Origin of the sequence: Mycolicibacterium sp. TUM20985 (assembly GCF_030295745.1) — a bacterium.
GTDB lineage: Bacteria > Actinomycetota > Actinomycetes > Mycobacteriales > Mycobacteriaceae > Mycobacterium.
This window is the reverse complement of sequence record NZ_AP027291.1, coordinates 566,955-581,227: the sequence shown is the minus strand read 5'-3', so window position 1 is coordinate 581,227 and position 14,273 is coordinate 566,955. Positions and strand designations below refer to the sequence as shown.

Sequence of the window (14,273 nt, the reverse complement as noted above, 5' to 3'; positions counted from 1 at the left end):
ACGGGCGGTGCCGTCGGGGTGCGCCACCTAGGATTCTCCAGGGAAGGTAGGTGTCCGAAGGAGTGGTCGACGCGATTTCGGGAGAGATCTCCGACTTCGGCCGGGAGCTGCTCGCCTGTGCCGTCGACGGGATCAGGCCCGACGAGCACCCGCTGCGTCACGTCGCCGACCTCGCTCCCCGCCGGGCCCGCTCGCAGCCCTGGCCGCAGTGGGCCGACCCGGACGTCGTGCACGCCTTCCGCGACCGGGGCGTCGCCGAGCCCTGGACCCATCAGGCGGCCGCCGCAGATCTCGCCCACTCGGGTCGCCACGTGGTGATCAGTACGGGAACCGCCTCCGGCAAGTCGCTCGCGTACCAACTGCCGATCCTGACGACGCTCGCGGCGGACCCGCGCGCCAGGGCGCTGTACCTCGCCCCGACCAAGGCGCTCGGGCACGACCAACTGCGGGCCGCCCAGTCGCTGACGAACGCGGTCGAACGGCTCACCGACGTCGCACCCAGCTCCTACGACGGTGACAGCTCGACCGACGCGCGACGGTTCGCCCGCGAGCGATCGCGGTGGATCTTCTCCAACCCCGACATGATTCACCTCTCGCTGCTGCGCAACCACGCCCGCTGGGCGGTCTTCCTGCGCAATCTGAAGTACGTCGTGGTGGACGAATGTCATTACTACCGAGGCATATTCGGGTCCAACGTGGCGATGGTGCTTCGCCGCCTGGTGCGCCTGTGCGAGCGCTACTCACCGGCCGACGGCTCGGGCCCCACCGTGATCTTCGCCAGCGCCACCACGTCGTTGCCCGCGGCGACCGCCTCGGAGCTGTTGGGGCACGCGGTGGCCGAGGTGACCGACGACGGCTCACCGCAGGGCGGCCGGACGGTGGCCCTGTGGGAGCCGGCCCTGCGGGCGGACATCATCGGTGAGAACGGAGCCCCGGTCCGGCGATCCGCCGGGTCCGAGGCGGGCCGGGTGATGGCCGATCTGATCGCAGAGGGCGCGCGCACGCTGACGTTCGTCCGGTCGCGACGCGGAGCCGAGCTCACCGCCCTCGGCGCGCGGGCCCGGCTCGAGGAGGTCGCGCCAGAGCTGTCCGGGCTGGTGGCGTCCTACCGCGCCGGGTACCTGGCCGAGGACCGGCGGGCCCTGGAGCGGGCCCTGACCGACGGCGAGCTGCGCGGGCTCGCCACCACCAATGCACTCGAACTCGGGGTCGACATCGCCGGTCTCGACGCGGTGGTCCTGGCCGGGTTCCCCGGCACGGTCACCTCGTTCTGGCAGCAGGCGGGCCGGGCCGGGCGACGCGGACAGAGCGCCCTGATCGTGCTGATCGCCAGGGATGACCCGCTGGACACGTTCCTGGTGCACCACCCCGCCGCGCTGCTCGACAGGCCCATCGAACGGGTCGTGATCGATCCGTCCAATCCGTATGTCCTTGGGCCACAACTCCTTTGCGCGGCAACGGAGCTGCCACTCACCGAGGCCGAGGTACGGATGTGGGACGCCGAAGCGGTCGCGGGCACGCTCGTCGACGACGGCCTGCTGAGGCGACGACCGGCGGGCTACTTCCCCGCGCCGGGACTGGATCCGCATCCGGCCGTTGACATCCGGGGCTCCTCGGGCGGGCAGATCGCGATCGTGGAGACCGGAACGGGTCGCATGCTGGGAAGTACCGGAGCGGGTCAGGCGCCGTCGTCGGTACACCCGGGCGCGGTCTACCTGCACCAGGGGGAGAGCTACGTCGTCGACTCCCTCGACTTCGAGGACGGCATCGCCTTCGTGCGTGCCGACGATCCCGGCTACTCGACGTCGGCCAGGGAGCTCACCGACGTGACCGTGACGGGCACCGGTGAGCGCCGCACGCTCGGCGCCGTCACCGTGGGACTGGTGCCGGTGTGCGTGAGCCACACCGTGATCGGCTATCTACGGAGGCGGCTGAACGGCGAGGTCATCGACTTCGTCGACCTCGACATGCCCACTCACTCGCTCGACACGATGGCCGTCATGTGCACGATCGAGCCGGAGATGTTGCAGCGCAGCGGCATTGCCGACACGCGGGTGCCCGGGTCACTACATGCTGCCGAACATGCGGCGATCGGACTGCTCCCGCTGGTGGCCAGCTGCGACCGCGGCGACATCGGCGGGGTGTCGATGGCGGTGGGACCGGAGACCGGAACGCCGACCATCTTCGTCTACGACGGCCATCCCGGTGGAGCGGGCTTCGCCGACCGCGGATACCGCCAGCTCGGAATTTGGTGGGACGCGACGGCATCGGCGATCGAGGCGTGCGAATGTCCGGCGGGCTGCCCGTCGTGCGTCCAATCGCCCAAGTGCGGGAACGGAAACGACCCACTCGACAAGGCTGGCGCCGTGGCGGTGCTACGACTCGTGCTCGGCGCGTTGGAGACCGCGGCGTGACCCGCCGTGGCGACGACCCACCCCTCGACGGACGTCTGCCACGGCGCGGCGACGGGCGCTAGTCAACGCACGCCAAACGCCTAGACGACTGCGAGGAACGGTCGGACGACACGATCCGCTCTCAATCCCGGTTTCCCGGGCGCACGCGCAAAGTACCGCGTGCCAGCCGGTGTCCGCAACGGTTCCACGAGGGTAGTGACGCTGGCCACTCGATGCGGTGGGGCCAGGCCTACCCGACGGTAGGATGCCGCCATGACGCAAGACTGGCTCCTGGTGGAGACACTTGGCGCCGAACCGGCCGTCGTCGCACAGGGTCAGCACACCAAGAACCTGGTCCCCATCAGCGCCTTCCTGCGAAGGAACCCAAATCTGATGGCCATTCAGACGGCCATCAACGAGGCGGTTCATGCGGGCAAGCCGCTCAGCAGCCTGACCCCCAAGAGCGATCGGGTGATTCGCACCGAGGTGGTGCAGATGACCGATGGCCGCATTCATGGCGTGCACATCTGGAGCGGATCGCCGCACGAGGATCCCCCGGACCGGATCCTGCCCGGCCCGTTGAAGTGGGATCTGTCCAACGGGATCGCCACGGACACGCCGGAATCGTTGATGAACAGCGGGCTCGACCCCACCGTCGAGGCCACTCAGGGGCGGGCGTTTGCCGAGGATCTCCCCGCACGGAGCCTGAATCCAAGCGAGGCGCGGGTGTTGGCCGTAGCCATCAAGCCCGAGGCGGGCCGCACCTTCTGTAGTACCTGGGACATCACCGACTACAAGGGCCACCCGATCACCGTCGGATTCGCCGCCCGGGTTTTGCAGGAGCCCGACGACACCGGGCGTGACCGCCTGATTTGCCGGGCAATGAACTGGCGCGGTGTCCGCGACGCCTCCGCGGAGCACCCCGACGATCTCGGGCAGCGCCTCCTCGACGGTCTGGCCCAGCCCGGTGTCCACCGCGCACTCGTCGACCTGAAGACGTGGAAGTTGTTGAAGTGGCTCGACGAACCGTGTCCGTTCTACGAATGGCACGCCCGCGACGACGGCGAACTGATCGTCCATCCCGACGACGGCGTGTACCTGTCGGAGATGGCCACCGCCTTCGACTCCGGCGTCGCGTCCCACGTGCTGCGGTTGCGGGCGCACGACGGCGGGTGGACGCCGATTCACGTCACCGCTCACCGCGTCGAGATCGACGACGACACCTACGCCGGGATGTTGTCCCTGCGCCTGCCGACCGAGGACGAGCTGAACGTGCCGTCGCGCAAGGGTCGTCGGGCCAAGGCGCGCGCGGAGAAGACCGCGCGGTCCTAGTCAGGCGGGCCCGGCGCGGGCGGCTGCCCTCGCCGCATGGACACCCCAACGACCGAGCCCGACGGCAACCTCGGCGGTCACCACGACGTCGAGATCCTCGACCGTGCAAGACGCCAGCGTCGCCGACATCGCGGTGGTGAGCGCCGCGGCCGACGCGCACGCCGTCTGCTGCCCCGCCGCGAGGTGGCCCGCCGCCGACAGCGCGGCCAGATCCGCCGCCGCCTGCGCGCGATGCCGGGCGATCACCGCCGAGCCCACCATCGCTCCACCGACGGTCAACGCCATCACGATCGCCATCATCGCGGCGGCCACCACGCTCGCCGATCCGCGCTCACCGGCCGGGTTCCACCCACGCCACCGACTCGGCCCCGATGGTGAGGCCCGGCAATAGGATCGACCGCGCACTGACCCGCGCGAGGACGAACCCGCCGTCGCGCCGCAGCACCAACTCCGCACCTGCGGGCCCACCCCTGCGCACGGCGTCCGAGGCGGCGCCCTGGTCACCGCGGGCCGCCAACCGCGCGGCCTCCCGCGAGGAGTCGACGCACCGCACCTGCATCCCCACCGCCGCGAGTCCTCCCATGCACAGCACCAGCACGACGACCAGTGCGGCGACCGCGAACGCCGCCTCGACGGTGACACCACCAGAGTCCCCGCCAAGACCTAGACGTTGGTGTTCAGTGCCCGCGTGATGATGTTCGTCAGTGCACTCACGATCGAATCGCCGGTCACCACGGTGTACAGGATCGCCCCGAACGCCGCGGCGGCGATCGTCCCGATGGCGTACTCGACGGTGGACATACCGGAATCGTCCATCGCGAGCACGATCATCCTCGCTTGAAACCGTTGCAATAGAATATCTTTCGATCTCTTCGACATCGCTTTTCCTCATTTCTTCCCTCCACGGCCCGCGGTCCCTCCGCGCGCTACGCCCTCGGTCACCACACTCCGGACTGCAATACGTCGCCGGCCAGTCCGACCACCACCGGGACGATCCCCAGGCATACGAACGCCGGCAGGTAGCAGAGACCGAGCGGACCGGCGATGAGCACCGATGCCCTCTCGGCGGCCGCCCGCGCGGAATCGGCGGCGTCCAGTCGAGACTGATCGGCCAGCTCGGAGACCGCCTGCGCCAAGGCGGTTCCCGAGGCCGCCGACCGGCGCGCGAGACTGCACAGCGCGTCGACGTGATCGTCACCGGTCGCGCCCGCGGTCGACCAGGCCGTGGCCGCGTCGGCGCCCAGCGCCAGCAGTTCGGCCGCGCGCTGGAGGACGACGGCCAGCGACGGTGGGGCGAACGGTGCCGTGGCCCGCGCCGCCCCGGGCACGGCCATGCCGGACGACAGACACGCGGCGAACACGTCGAGGCTCGACGCCACGGCAAGCGGATCGTTCGACCGAACGGCCGCCGACCGTGACGGCCCTGCGGCGGCGGGATCCCGCCTCGAGTTCCGCACCCGACCGCCGGTGAGCAGCACCGCCAACGCCAGCAGCACCGCCGCCAGACTCATCCGAGCACCCGGTCGGTGATGCGATCAGACCACCACAGCCCGGCGCACGCCAGCGTCACACCGATCACTAGCAACCAGCCGCCGGTACCGCCGGAGAGGAGGTAGCGCAGCGGCCGTGCACCGATGAGCTGGCCGAGCGCGACGCCGAGGAAGGGCAGTCCGGCCAGGATCGCCGCGGTCGCCCGCGCGCCGGCCATCCCGGCGGCCACGCTGGAGGCGAACCGCTCCCGCGCGACGATGTCACGTTGCGCCGCGCGGACGAGCGCGACGATCGCCAAACCGTGCGTCTGAGCCAGCAGCCAACTGGCGGACAGCCGCTCCCAGTAGCCCGGCACCGTGGAAGTCATTGCTACCGAACGCAAACCGGCCGCCACGTCCGCCCCCAACCGCGCGCGAGCCGCAACCGACCGCAACGCGATCGCGACGGGCCCCGCCACGTCGGCCGCCGCCGACTCGAAGGCCACGACCGGGTGCGCACCGACCCGCAACTCCCCCACCAACACCGTCAGCGCACTTTGCAGGGCCGAGGACTCCTCAGCGCGGCGCGCCCGGTGGCGGGAACCGGTGCGGCGCAACATGACCGTCGCCGCAACCAGCGCTCCGGCGAGCGTCGCTCCGACCGGCGCCAGGACCGCGATCACGCCCGCACCCGCGAGCACGGCCGCCGGGCGGATCCATCGTGGCGATCTGGTGGCGACGAACCGGTGCCGCGGAGGTCTTGGCGCCACCAGAAGGGCCAGGGCAAGGGCCAACGCCGCGACCGTCACGACGCTCCCCGTGCAGACAGCAGGCTGGCAAGCCGCTCCATGCCCGTCGCGAAGCCGCGGTCGGCATGCCACGCGCTGACCGCGGACACCATCCCGTCGTCGCCGCGACGCAGGACGGCGATCTCCTCGAGGCGCCGCGTTCCGTTGCGATCGCGGCCGACGTGCAGTACGACCCGTACGGCGGCGGCGAGCTGACTGTGGAGCGCGGAGCGTCCGAGCCCGCCGACGGAGGCGAGCGCCTCGAGCCGCGCGGGCACCTCTGCGGGGCTGTTGGCGTGCACGGTGCCCGCGCCACCGTCATGGCCGGTGTTCAGCGCCGCGAGCAGGTCGACCACTTCGCCGCCACGGACCTCACCAACCACGATGCGGTCGGGACGCATTCGCAACGCCTGGCGCACCAAGTCGCGGACCGTCACCTCGCCGACGCCCTCGACGTTGGCATACCTGGCGACGAGGCTGACCAGGTGGGGATGCCGCGGCGCCAACTCGGGCGCGTCCTCCACGCAGACGATCCGCTCGTCGGCCGCCACGGCGCCCAGCATGGCGGACAAGAGCGTCGTCTTCCCTGCGCCGGTGCCGCCCGAGACGAGGAAGGCCAGGCGCGCCGAGAGTAGGTCGTGCACCACCGTCACGACCTCGTCGGCAATGGCGCCCGCGGCGACGAGTGCCGCGAGGTCCTGTGTCGCCGGCCGCAGGACGCGCAGCGACAGACACGTGCCCGCGGGAGCGATGGGAGGCAGTACGGCGTGCAGCCGGACGGTGCAGCCGCCTGCGGTCACGCCGGTGAGCTGACCGTCGACCCAGGGCTGCGCTTCGTCCAGACGGCGCCCCGCGGCCAGCGCCAGACGCTGGGCCAGCCGGCGCACCGCCGCCTCGTCGTCGAAGCGGATGGCGGTGCGGCGCAACCCGCGGCCGTCGTCCACCCAGACGGAGTCGGGGGCCGACACCAGCACGTCGGTGGTTCCCTCGGCACACAGCAGCGGTTCGAGGATGCCAGCGCCGGTCAACTCGGTCTGCAGCAGCCGGAGGTTGCTCAGCACGTCGGTGTCACCGAGCACACCGGAGGACTCCGCGCGGATGGCATCGGCGACGACGCTCGGCCGCAGCGAGCCGGACTCCGTCGCCAGCCGCTCCCGGACCCGCTCGATCAGCGAGGCGTTCACGCGACGCGCCGCTGGTCGGTGGTGCGCGCTTGCCTGTGCAGCACGTCGAGCACGTGTCGGGCACCCGACATCAGCGGTGACCGGCGTCGCGGGCGCATGCCGTCGTGCTCGAGCTCAGCCGCGAGGCCCGGCTGCGGCCGCATCGCCGTGAGCACGGGCAGCCCCGTGATGCGGGCTACGTCGGCCGACTCGAGCCCGCCGGGCGCGGGGCCCCTGACGACGAGGCCGACATTCGGATTGGCCTCGCCGATCCACCGAGCGACAGACGCTGCCGCTGCGCACGACCGCACGTCGGCGGGAGCGAGGACGACGACCAGGTCGGCCACGTCGAGGACGGCGCCGACGGCCGCTGTGGGGCGCCGCGGCAGATCGCAGATGATCGTGGCACCGCCGCGCTGGCCCCCATCGATGACGGCGCCCAGCGCGATGGCGTCTATCTCGCCGCCCGTCGGACCCGCCGACAGCACGGCGACGCCGTGGCGCGACGGCAGCGCCGCGCACAGGGCGGGGTAGCCGACTCGTCCGCCGCCGAGGGCCAGGTCCGGCCACCGCAACCCAACGTCGTGTTCGCTGCCGAGCGTCAGATCGATTCCGCCGCTCCATGGGTCGACGTCGATGAGTAGCGCCTGGGGTGCACCAAGGGCGAGGGCCGTCGCGAAGACCGTGGCGCCGGCTCCGCCGCAGCCGCCGATGACAGCGAGCACGGCTCCGCGCCTGCCGTCATCGCCCGCCGCCTCGGCCGCATCGGAGAACTCCGACACCAGGGCGCCGTCGTCAGCGGGCAACGACACGACACGTCGCGCACCAACGGAGATTGCCAGCTGCCAATGATCGGGCAGCGGCTCGGCTCGACAGACGACGAGCACACGGTCGCGCCGCGGCAGGGCCAGCTCGACGCAGCGGCGGGCGCCGTCGGCGTCGAGGACGATCGCCGATGCCGCCGTCCACACCTTGCGGCTGGAGGGCTCGCCGACGTGAAGCACGCGTATCCCAGATGCGGCGGCCACGCGATCGACGTCGGCGCGCAGTGCCGGGTCGACGACCACGGAGAGGATGCCGGTGTTCGTGCTCATCCGCTCACTGTGGCGCCGCGGTCCGACGCTCCGCCATGGCTCGGAACCAGAATGTGCATGAATGCGCGACTGTGGATAACAACGACGGTCCGCGCCAACGCGCAAACACCGGGAGGAAGCATCGCCCAACGTAGGGGCCGAATGACAAATTTGTCGCTAAAAAAGGACGACCCCCGCCAGGGGGGAGGAGGCGGAGGTCGTCGTGTATCAGCCCCGGGGGGTCGGGCTGATGCACACCCGGCATAAGCCGAGTGATGCTCACTATACACACGAAAATGTGGAGCAGCACAAGACACCACCGCCGTGAGGGTTGCCGCGGAATGGCATTGTGACCTGGAAAGTTACAGCGAGGGACAGCTGGCTCAGACTGCCACTTCCCCCCGGCGCCTGGTCCGCCCGGCGCGACCGCCACATATGCTGAAACCGTGACCGCTTCCGGCGCCGCCCCGGCGGACCCGACAGTTCCGGCATCCGGTGCCGCTGACCGCCCTGCCCGGACCGCCGCGTTCTTCGATCTCGACAAGACGGTCATCGCCAAGTCGAGCACGCTCGCATTCAGCAAACCGTTCTTCGATCAGGGGCTCATCAACCGCCAGGCGGTGCTGAAGTCCACCTACGCGCAGTTCCTGTTCATGATGTCCGGCGCCGACCACGAGCAGATGGACCGGATGCGCTCGTATCTCACCACCATGTGCGCCGGCTGGGACGTCGAGCAGGTCAAGTCGGTCGTCGCCGAGACCCTGCACGACATCGTCGACCCGCTGGTGTTCGCCGAGGCGGCCAATCTCATCGCCGACCACAAGCTGTGCGGCCGAGACGTCGTCGTGGTCTCGGCGTCCGGTGAGGAGATCGTCGCGCCGATCGCCCGCGCATTGGGGGCCACCCACGCGATGGCCACGCGCATGGTGGTCGAAGACGGCAAGTACACCGGCGAGGTCGCCTTCTACTGCTACGGGGCCGGCAAGGTCGAAGCGATCCAGGAGCTCGCCGCGCGCGAGAATTACGCCCTCGAGCACTGCTACGCCTACTCCGACTCGATCACCGACCTGCCGATGCTCGAGTCGGTCGGGAACCCGACGGTGGTCAACCCAGACCGGGCCCTGCGAAAGGAAGCGGTGAGTCGCGGTTGGCCCGTCGTCACGTTCTCCCGACCGATCTCCCTACGCGACCGCATCAGCGCGCCGTCGAGTGCCGCGGTCGCCACGTCGGTGGCGGTCGGCGTCAGTGCGCTGGCCGCCGGCGCCCTCAGCTACACGTTGCTGCGCCGGTTCCTGTTCTGACGGCGCGAACACCTCCTTTGACGACGGTTGCTGAAGCCTCCGAGTAACGATCTGACGACTCGGCCCAATTGACCCTTGATGTGACCGCCGTCACGGAGTACAAAGGAGTCACGGAAGCCGGGTGAGGCCAAGGCCGAATCGGAAGAGAAGGTTCGTCCTCCTAAGCCAGGCATCCCAGCACGGACCCTGCGAACCCACGCGGAGCACAAGCCGCGATAATGGCAGAAGTGTTGCGGGCCTGCGCCATTGCGATAGCGAACGCCAAGCGACCATCCCTTGGGTGGGGTGAGCAGCCGTAGCGCACCGCAAGGACGCCGAGGCCACCCACGCAGCCCACCGAGCACGCTTGGTACCCAGTGTTCCGTGCTAGCGGGCGACGGGCCGAATCATCTTCGGGCCGTCGCCCGCTTCACGTTGCTGGTCGTCACTTGAGCGAAGCCTCGGCGATCGCCAGCGCCTCCCGCGCTCCGGCCGTCAACGCATGACTGCTGTTGACGAGCCATGCCGTCAGCCCCTCCCGCGTCCCGGACTCGAAACCTCGAGCGGCCGCGCGGTAGTCGCCGGGCTTCTGCATCCAGAAGGACTCCGGTACACCGAGACCATGCGTATCCAGACCGCTGGCGATGGTCGCCAACCGCGACACGCCGCGGGCCACCACGCCGTCGGCGACCCCGAAGGGTGCGAGCACCAGCAGCTCGCCGTGCACGACCGCGGCCAGCACCGGCGCGGGAACTCGGGTGTCCGTCACGACGTCGGCGAGCATCTCCAGACGACGTCCCACCCCGGCATCCGCACGCGGCCGGCCGAGCCGGTCGTCATCGGTCAGGTCCGCTGCGGCGAGCGCATGAAGCCGCGCGATCGCCTGTAAGGGCGCACGCTGCCACACCCCCACCATGGACGTCGCCCCACCCTCGAGCGCCTCGGCGACCCGCAGTGCTCCAGCGAGGACGGGGTCTGGCCCGTCGTCCGGTTCGAGCACGAGCGACCCGCCGTCGAGGACCGACGAGGCGCGGGCGGCGCGCATGGCCGCCTCGGCCGCCGTCCCCGGCCAGCCGCGCCGGTTCGCCTTGTGTCGATGAGCCAGGGCCAGCGCCTCGCGGGCCTCTTCGCCGGCGTCGACAACCCCGGGCAGTTCCGCCAGTGGGGCAAGGGGGTCGGGATTGGCCACGCAGGACACGCTAACGCCTCTCGACGTCGGTTCGGCGCGGGGTGCGTCGACCGTTGGACCCGCTCACCCGCTCGTTCGTCGCGCGGCGGCCGCCTTCCGCAGCCGTCGGTGTGAGTACGGCCCGTCGCAGTCGTGCGTGGTGACTACGCTCACACCCATGCCCGAGACCGACACGGAGATCACGTCTTCCTATCCGCCCCCCGCCGGTTTCGCCGAGCAGGCGAACGCCACGGCCGCGCTGTACGACGAAGCCGAAGAGGACCGCCTCGCGTTCTGGGCGGCCCAGGCCGAGCGACTGTCCTGGGAGACTCCGTTCACCGACGTGCTCGACTGGTCGGAGGCGCCCTTCGCCAAGTGGTTCGTCGGCGGGCGTCTCAACGTGGCCTACAACTGCGTCGACCGGCACGTCGAGGCGGGCAACGGCGACCGGGTCGCCATCCACTGGGTCGGTGAACCCATCGACGACGAACGCACCATCACCTATGCCGAATTGAAGGACGAGGTCTCCAAGGCCGCCAATGCCTTCACCGAACTGGGCCTGGTCGCCGGTGACCGGGTCGCCATCTACATGCCGATGGTGCCCGAGGCGATCGTGGCGATGCTGGCCTGTGCCCGCCTGGGCGCAATGCACTCGGTGGTGTTCGCCGGCTACTCCGCGTCGGCCTTGAGGGCCCGCATCGAGGACGCCGAAGCCAAGCTGGTCATCACCACCGACGGGCAGTACCGCCGCGGCAAGGCCGCCTCGCTGAAGGAGGCAGTCGACGAAGCGGTCCAGGGCTCCGACAGCGTCGAGCACGTCGTCGTGGTGCGGCGCACCGGCATCGACGTCGAGTGGACCGACGGTCGCGATCTGTGGTGGCACGACGTGGTCGATTCGGCCTCACCCGATCACACGCCAGAGGCCTTCGACGCCGAGCATCCCTTGTTCCTGCTCTATACGTCCGGGACGACGGGTAAGCCCAAGGGCATCATGCACACCACGGGCGGCTACCTCACCCAGTCCAGCTACACGCATTTCAACGTGTTCGACGTGAAGCCGGAGACCGACGTCTACTGGTGCACCGCCGACATCGGCTGGATCACCGGGCACACCTACATCGTCTACGGACCGATGTCGAACGGCGTGACGCAGGTCGTCTACGAGGGCACGCCGGCGTCACCCGACGAGCACCGGCACTTCCAGGTGATCGAGAAGTACGGCGTGACGATCTACTACACCGCGCCCACCCTGGTCCGCACGTTCATGAAGTGGGGCAGGCAGCTTCCCGCTGAGCACGACCTGTCCAGCCTGCGACTGCTCGGCTCGGTGGGCGAACCGATCAACCCGGAGGCGTGGCGCTGGTACCGCATGGCGTTCGGCACGGACCGGACGCCGATCGTCGACACCTGGTGGCAGACGGAGACCGGCTCGGCGATGATCTCGCCGCTCCCCGGTGTCACGGCCTGCAAGCCGGGTTCGGCGATGCGTCCGCTGCCGGGGATCTCCGCGATGATCGTCGACGACGACGGCAACCAGCTCGAACCGGGCACCGACCACGGCGAACAAGCCAACGGCTACCTGGTCCTGGACAAGCCGTGGCCCTCGATGCTGCGCGGCATCTGGAAGGACCCCGAACGCTTCAAGGAGACCTACTGGTCGCGGTTCGCCGACCGCGGCTGGTACTTCGCCGGTGACGGTGCCCGCTACGGCAAGGACGGCGAGATCTGGGTGCTCGGCCGCATCGACGACGTCATGAACATCTCCGGCCACCGGATCTCGACCGCCGAGGTCGAGTCGGCACTCGTCGGGCATTCCGGCGTCGCCGAGGCCGCGGTCGTCGGCGCGACCGATGCGCACACGGGTCAGGCGATCTGCGCGTTCGTGATCCTCAAGGCCCACCACGCGGACACTCCGCAGGAGCAGATGATCGACGAGCTCCGCAAGCAGGTCGCCACCGAGATCTCCCCGATCGCGCGGCCCCGCGAGATTCACGTCGTTCCGGAACTGCCGAAGACCCGCAGCGGCAAGATCATGCGGCGTCTGCTGCGGGACGTCGCCGAAGGCCGCGAACTCGGCGATACCTCGACGCTGCTCGACCCCGGCGTGTTCGAAGCCATCCGCGCCAGCAAGTAGCGGTGCACACGGCGGCGCGAGGCTATCGTGGCTGCTAGGCGCGGCGTCCATGCGCGTCGCGAGGAGCGTGATCGACCGTGAAGGCAGCCAGGGTGTCGGCCCTCGTCCCGTCGGCCAAGGTGCGCGCGGTTCACGAACTATTCGTCGCCGGTGACGTCGACGCCACGTACCTGAATACGACCCCGCTGCGACGGGTCGTCGCCGAGAGCTGGCAGCGCAGCCTGGCGCGCGGCGTGGATCCCGATCGCAGCGGTGCCCGGTCCACCGAGCTTGCGCAGAGCGTGGCCCGCATGCGCGCGGCGCATCCGCTGGCGTCGGCACTCCCGCTGATCCGCCGACTGCTCGTCGACGATGCGACGTCCTCCGGTGTGATGGTCGCGATCAGTGGGGCCGACGGGACGCTGCTCTGGGTGGAGGGCGACTCGACGGCCCGCCGCAAGGGCGAAGCGATGAACTTCGTGCCGGGTGCCGACTGGAGTGAGCGCAGTGCGGGCACTAACGCGCCGGGCACCGCGCTCGCGCTGAACGCCGAGGTGCAGATCCACGGCAGCGAGCACTTCTCCCGCATCGTGCAGCCCTGGAGTTGCACGGCCGTGCCGGTGCACGACCCCGCGACGGGCGCGCTGATCGGGGCGATCGACCTGACCGGTGGAGCCGAGGTGTCGTCACAGCAGACGCTGGCGCTGGTGCGCGCGACCGTCGTCGCCGTCGAGAACCATCTGGCCCTGCTGCGTTTCACCGGATCCGCCCACACCGAGCCGCGCCCCGTCGGGCCGCCCCGCTTGACGGTGCTCGGCGCCGGACGTGCGCAATGGGAGAGCACCGACGGGTACGGGCACATGCACCGCACCACGCTCACCGGCAGGCACGCCGACATCCTCGTTCTGCTGAGCCGCCATCCCGAGGGCCTGAGTGCGGACCACCTCGCCATGCTCTTGGACGAGAAGCACCTCGACGTCGTCACCGTCCGCGCGGAGATGTCGCGGCTGCGCAAGGTCGTCGGACCGGAGCTGCTCACCTCGCGGCCCTACCGGCTCAACGGACCGGTGTCGAGCGATGTCGCCGACGTGTTCGACGCCCTGTCCGCCGGTGACGTGGCCGCCGCCCTCGACGGGTACGCCGGGCCGCTGCTCAGCCAGTCGGTGTCTCCGGCGGTCGGTCGCTTGCGTACCGAAATGAGCACCAGCCTGCGCGGAGCGGTGATGGCGACGGGGAGTCTCGCGCTGCTGCGGCGGTGGCTCCAACTCCCCGAGGGCCGCGACGATCGCGATGGCTGGCGGCTGTTGCAGGACAGCGCGCGGGTGAGGCCCGTCGTGCGGGCTCAGGCCAAGGGTCACCTCGCCGGCCTCGACTTCGAACTCGGCTAGCCGCCCGCCTCGGTTCGTGCGGCCGTTGCAACCGTGATGCAACCCCTCAAGGCATACCGTGAGTGACGACCGACACACTTTCGTCGCTCCGATGCAGAAGAGGAAC

At 70.2% G+C, this 14,273-nt stretch carries 13 protein-coding genes; 5 read left to right on the top strand and 8 right to left on the bottom strand.

What is annotated here, in order from left to right:
• The first annotated feature begins 86 nt into the window (after positions 1 to 86).
• Positions 87 to 2,414, top strand: a complete 2,328-nt coding sequence (locus QUE68_RS02790; RefSeq protein ID WP_286275727.1) for a DEAD/DEAH box helicase — start codon at positions 87 to 89, stop codon at positions 2,412 to 2,414.
• Positions 2,415 to 2,666: 252 nt separating this feature from the next.
• Entirely contained in the window at positions 2,667 to 3,725 is a 1,059-nt protein-coding gene (locus tag QUE68_RS02785) for a PAS domain-containing protein (protein ID WP_284224411.1), read from the top strand.
• On the opposite strand, the gene QUE68_RS02780 is transcribed toward QUE68_RS02785, so the two are convergent.
• From QUE68_RS02780 to ssd, 7 genes are all read right to left on the bottom strand, one after another.
• On the bottom strand, positions 3,726 to 4,040 hold the full coding sequence (locus tag QUE68_RS02780) for an Rv3654c family TadE-like protein (protein ID WP_286275124.1): 315 nt from the start codon (positions 4,038 to 4,040) through the stop codon (positions 3,726 to 3,728).
• A 16-nt stretch (positions 4,041 to 4,056) separates the two neighbouring features.
• Positions 4,057 to 4,308, bottom strand: coding sequence for a TadE family type IV pilus minor pilin (locus QUE68_RS02775; RefSeq protein WP_284224409.1), 252 nt, complete (start codon positions 4,306 to 4,308; stop codon positions 4,057 to 4,059).
• A gap of 80 nt (positions 4,309 to 4,388) precedes the next feature.
• Complete coding sequence (locus QUE68_RS02770; RefSeq protein WP_454786207.1) at positions 4,389 to 4,556, bottom strand: DUF4244 domain-containing protein; 168 nt, start codon at positions 4,554 to 4,556, stop codon at positions 4,389 to 4,391.
• 107 nt (positions 4,557 to 4,663) lie between these two features.
• Complete coding sequence (locus QUE68_RS02765; protein ID WP_284232447.1) at positions 4,664 to 5,236, bottom strand: type II secretion system F family protein; 573 nt, start codon at positions 5,234 to 5,236, stop codon at positions 4,664 to 4,666.
• On the bottom strand, positions 5,233 to 6,003 hold the full coding sequence (locus tag QUE68_RS02760) for a type II secretion system F family protein (protein WP_284224406.1): 771 nt from the start codon (positions 6,001 to 6,003) through the stop codon (positions 5,233 to 5,235). The genes QUE68_RS02765 and QUE68_RS02760 overlap by 4 nt, the downstream gene beginning before the upstream one ends.
• Positions 6,000 to 7,166 (bottom strand): TadA family conjugal transfer-associated ATPase, encoded by a 1,167-nt coding sequence (locus tag QUE68_RS02755; protein ID WP_284224405.1) that lies wholly within the window; start codon positions 7,164 to 7,166, stop codon positions 6,000 to 6,002. The genes QUE68_RS02760 and QUE68_RS02755 overlap by 4 nt, the downstream gene beginning before the upstream one ends.
• Complete coding sequence (gene ssd, locus QUE68_RS02750) at positions 7,163 to 8,239, bottom strand: septum site-determining protein Ssd (RefSeq protein WP_284224404.1); 1,077 nt, start codon at positions 8,237 to 8,239, stop codon at positions 7,163 to 7,165. The genes QUE68_RS02755 and ssd overlap by 4 nt, the downstream gene beginning before the upstream one ends.
• Positions 8,240 to 8,664: 425 nt before the next feature.
• On the opposite strand from ssd, the gene QUE68_RS02745 reads away from it, so the two are divergent.
• Positions 8,665 to 9,519, top strand: coding sequence for an HAD-IB family hydrolase (locus QUE68_RS02745; protein WP_284224403.1), 855 nt, complete (start codon positions 8,665 to 8,667; stop codon positions 9,517 to 9,519).
• Positions 9,520 to 9,943: 424 nt separating this feature from the next.
• Here QUE68_RS02745 and QUE68_RS02740 read toward each other — a convergent pair whose 3' ends face one another.
• Positions 9,944 to 10,687, bottom strand: a complete 744-nt coding sequence (locus QUE68_RS02740; RefSeq protein ID WP_284224402.1) for an oxidoreductase — start codon at positions 10,685 to 10,687, stop codon at positions 9,944 to 9,946.
• Between the two features lie 157 nt (positions 10,688 to 10,844).
• Here QUE68_RS02740 and acs point away from each other — a divergent pair, with 157 nt between their 5' ends.
• Together acs and QUE68_RS02730 are read left to right on the top strand one after the other, a co-directional pair.
• On the top strand, positions 10,845 to 12,800 hold the full coding sequence (acs, locus tag QUE68_RS02735; RefSeq protein WP_284224401.1) for an acetate--CoA ligase: 1,956 nt from the start codon (positions 10,845 to 10,847) through the stop codon (positions 12,798 to 12,800).
• A 77-nt stretch (positions 12,801 to 12,877) separates the two neighbouring features.
• Entirely contained in the window at positions 12,878 to 14,167 is a 1,290-nt protein-coding gene (locus QUE68_RS02730; protein ID WP_284224400.1) for a helix-turn-helix domain-containing protein, read from the top strand.
• Positions 14,168 to 14,273: the final 106 nt, after the last annotated feature.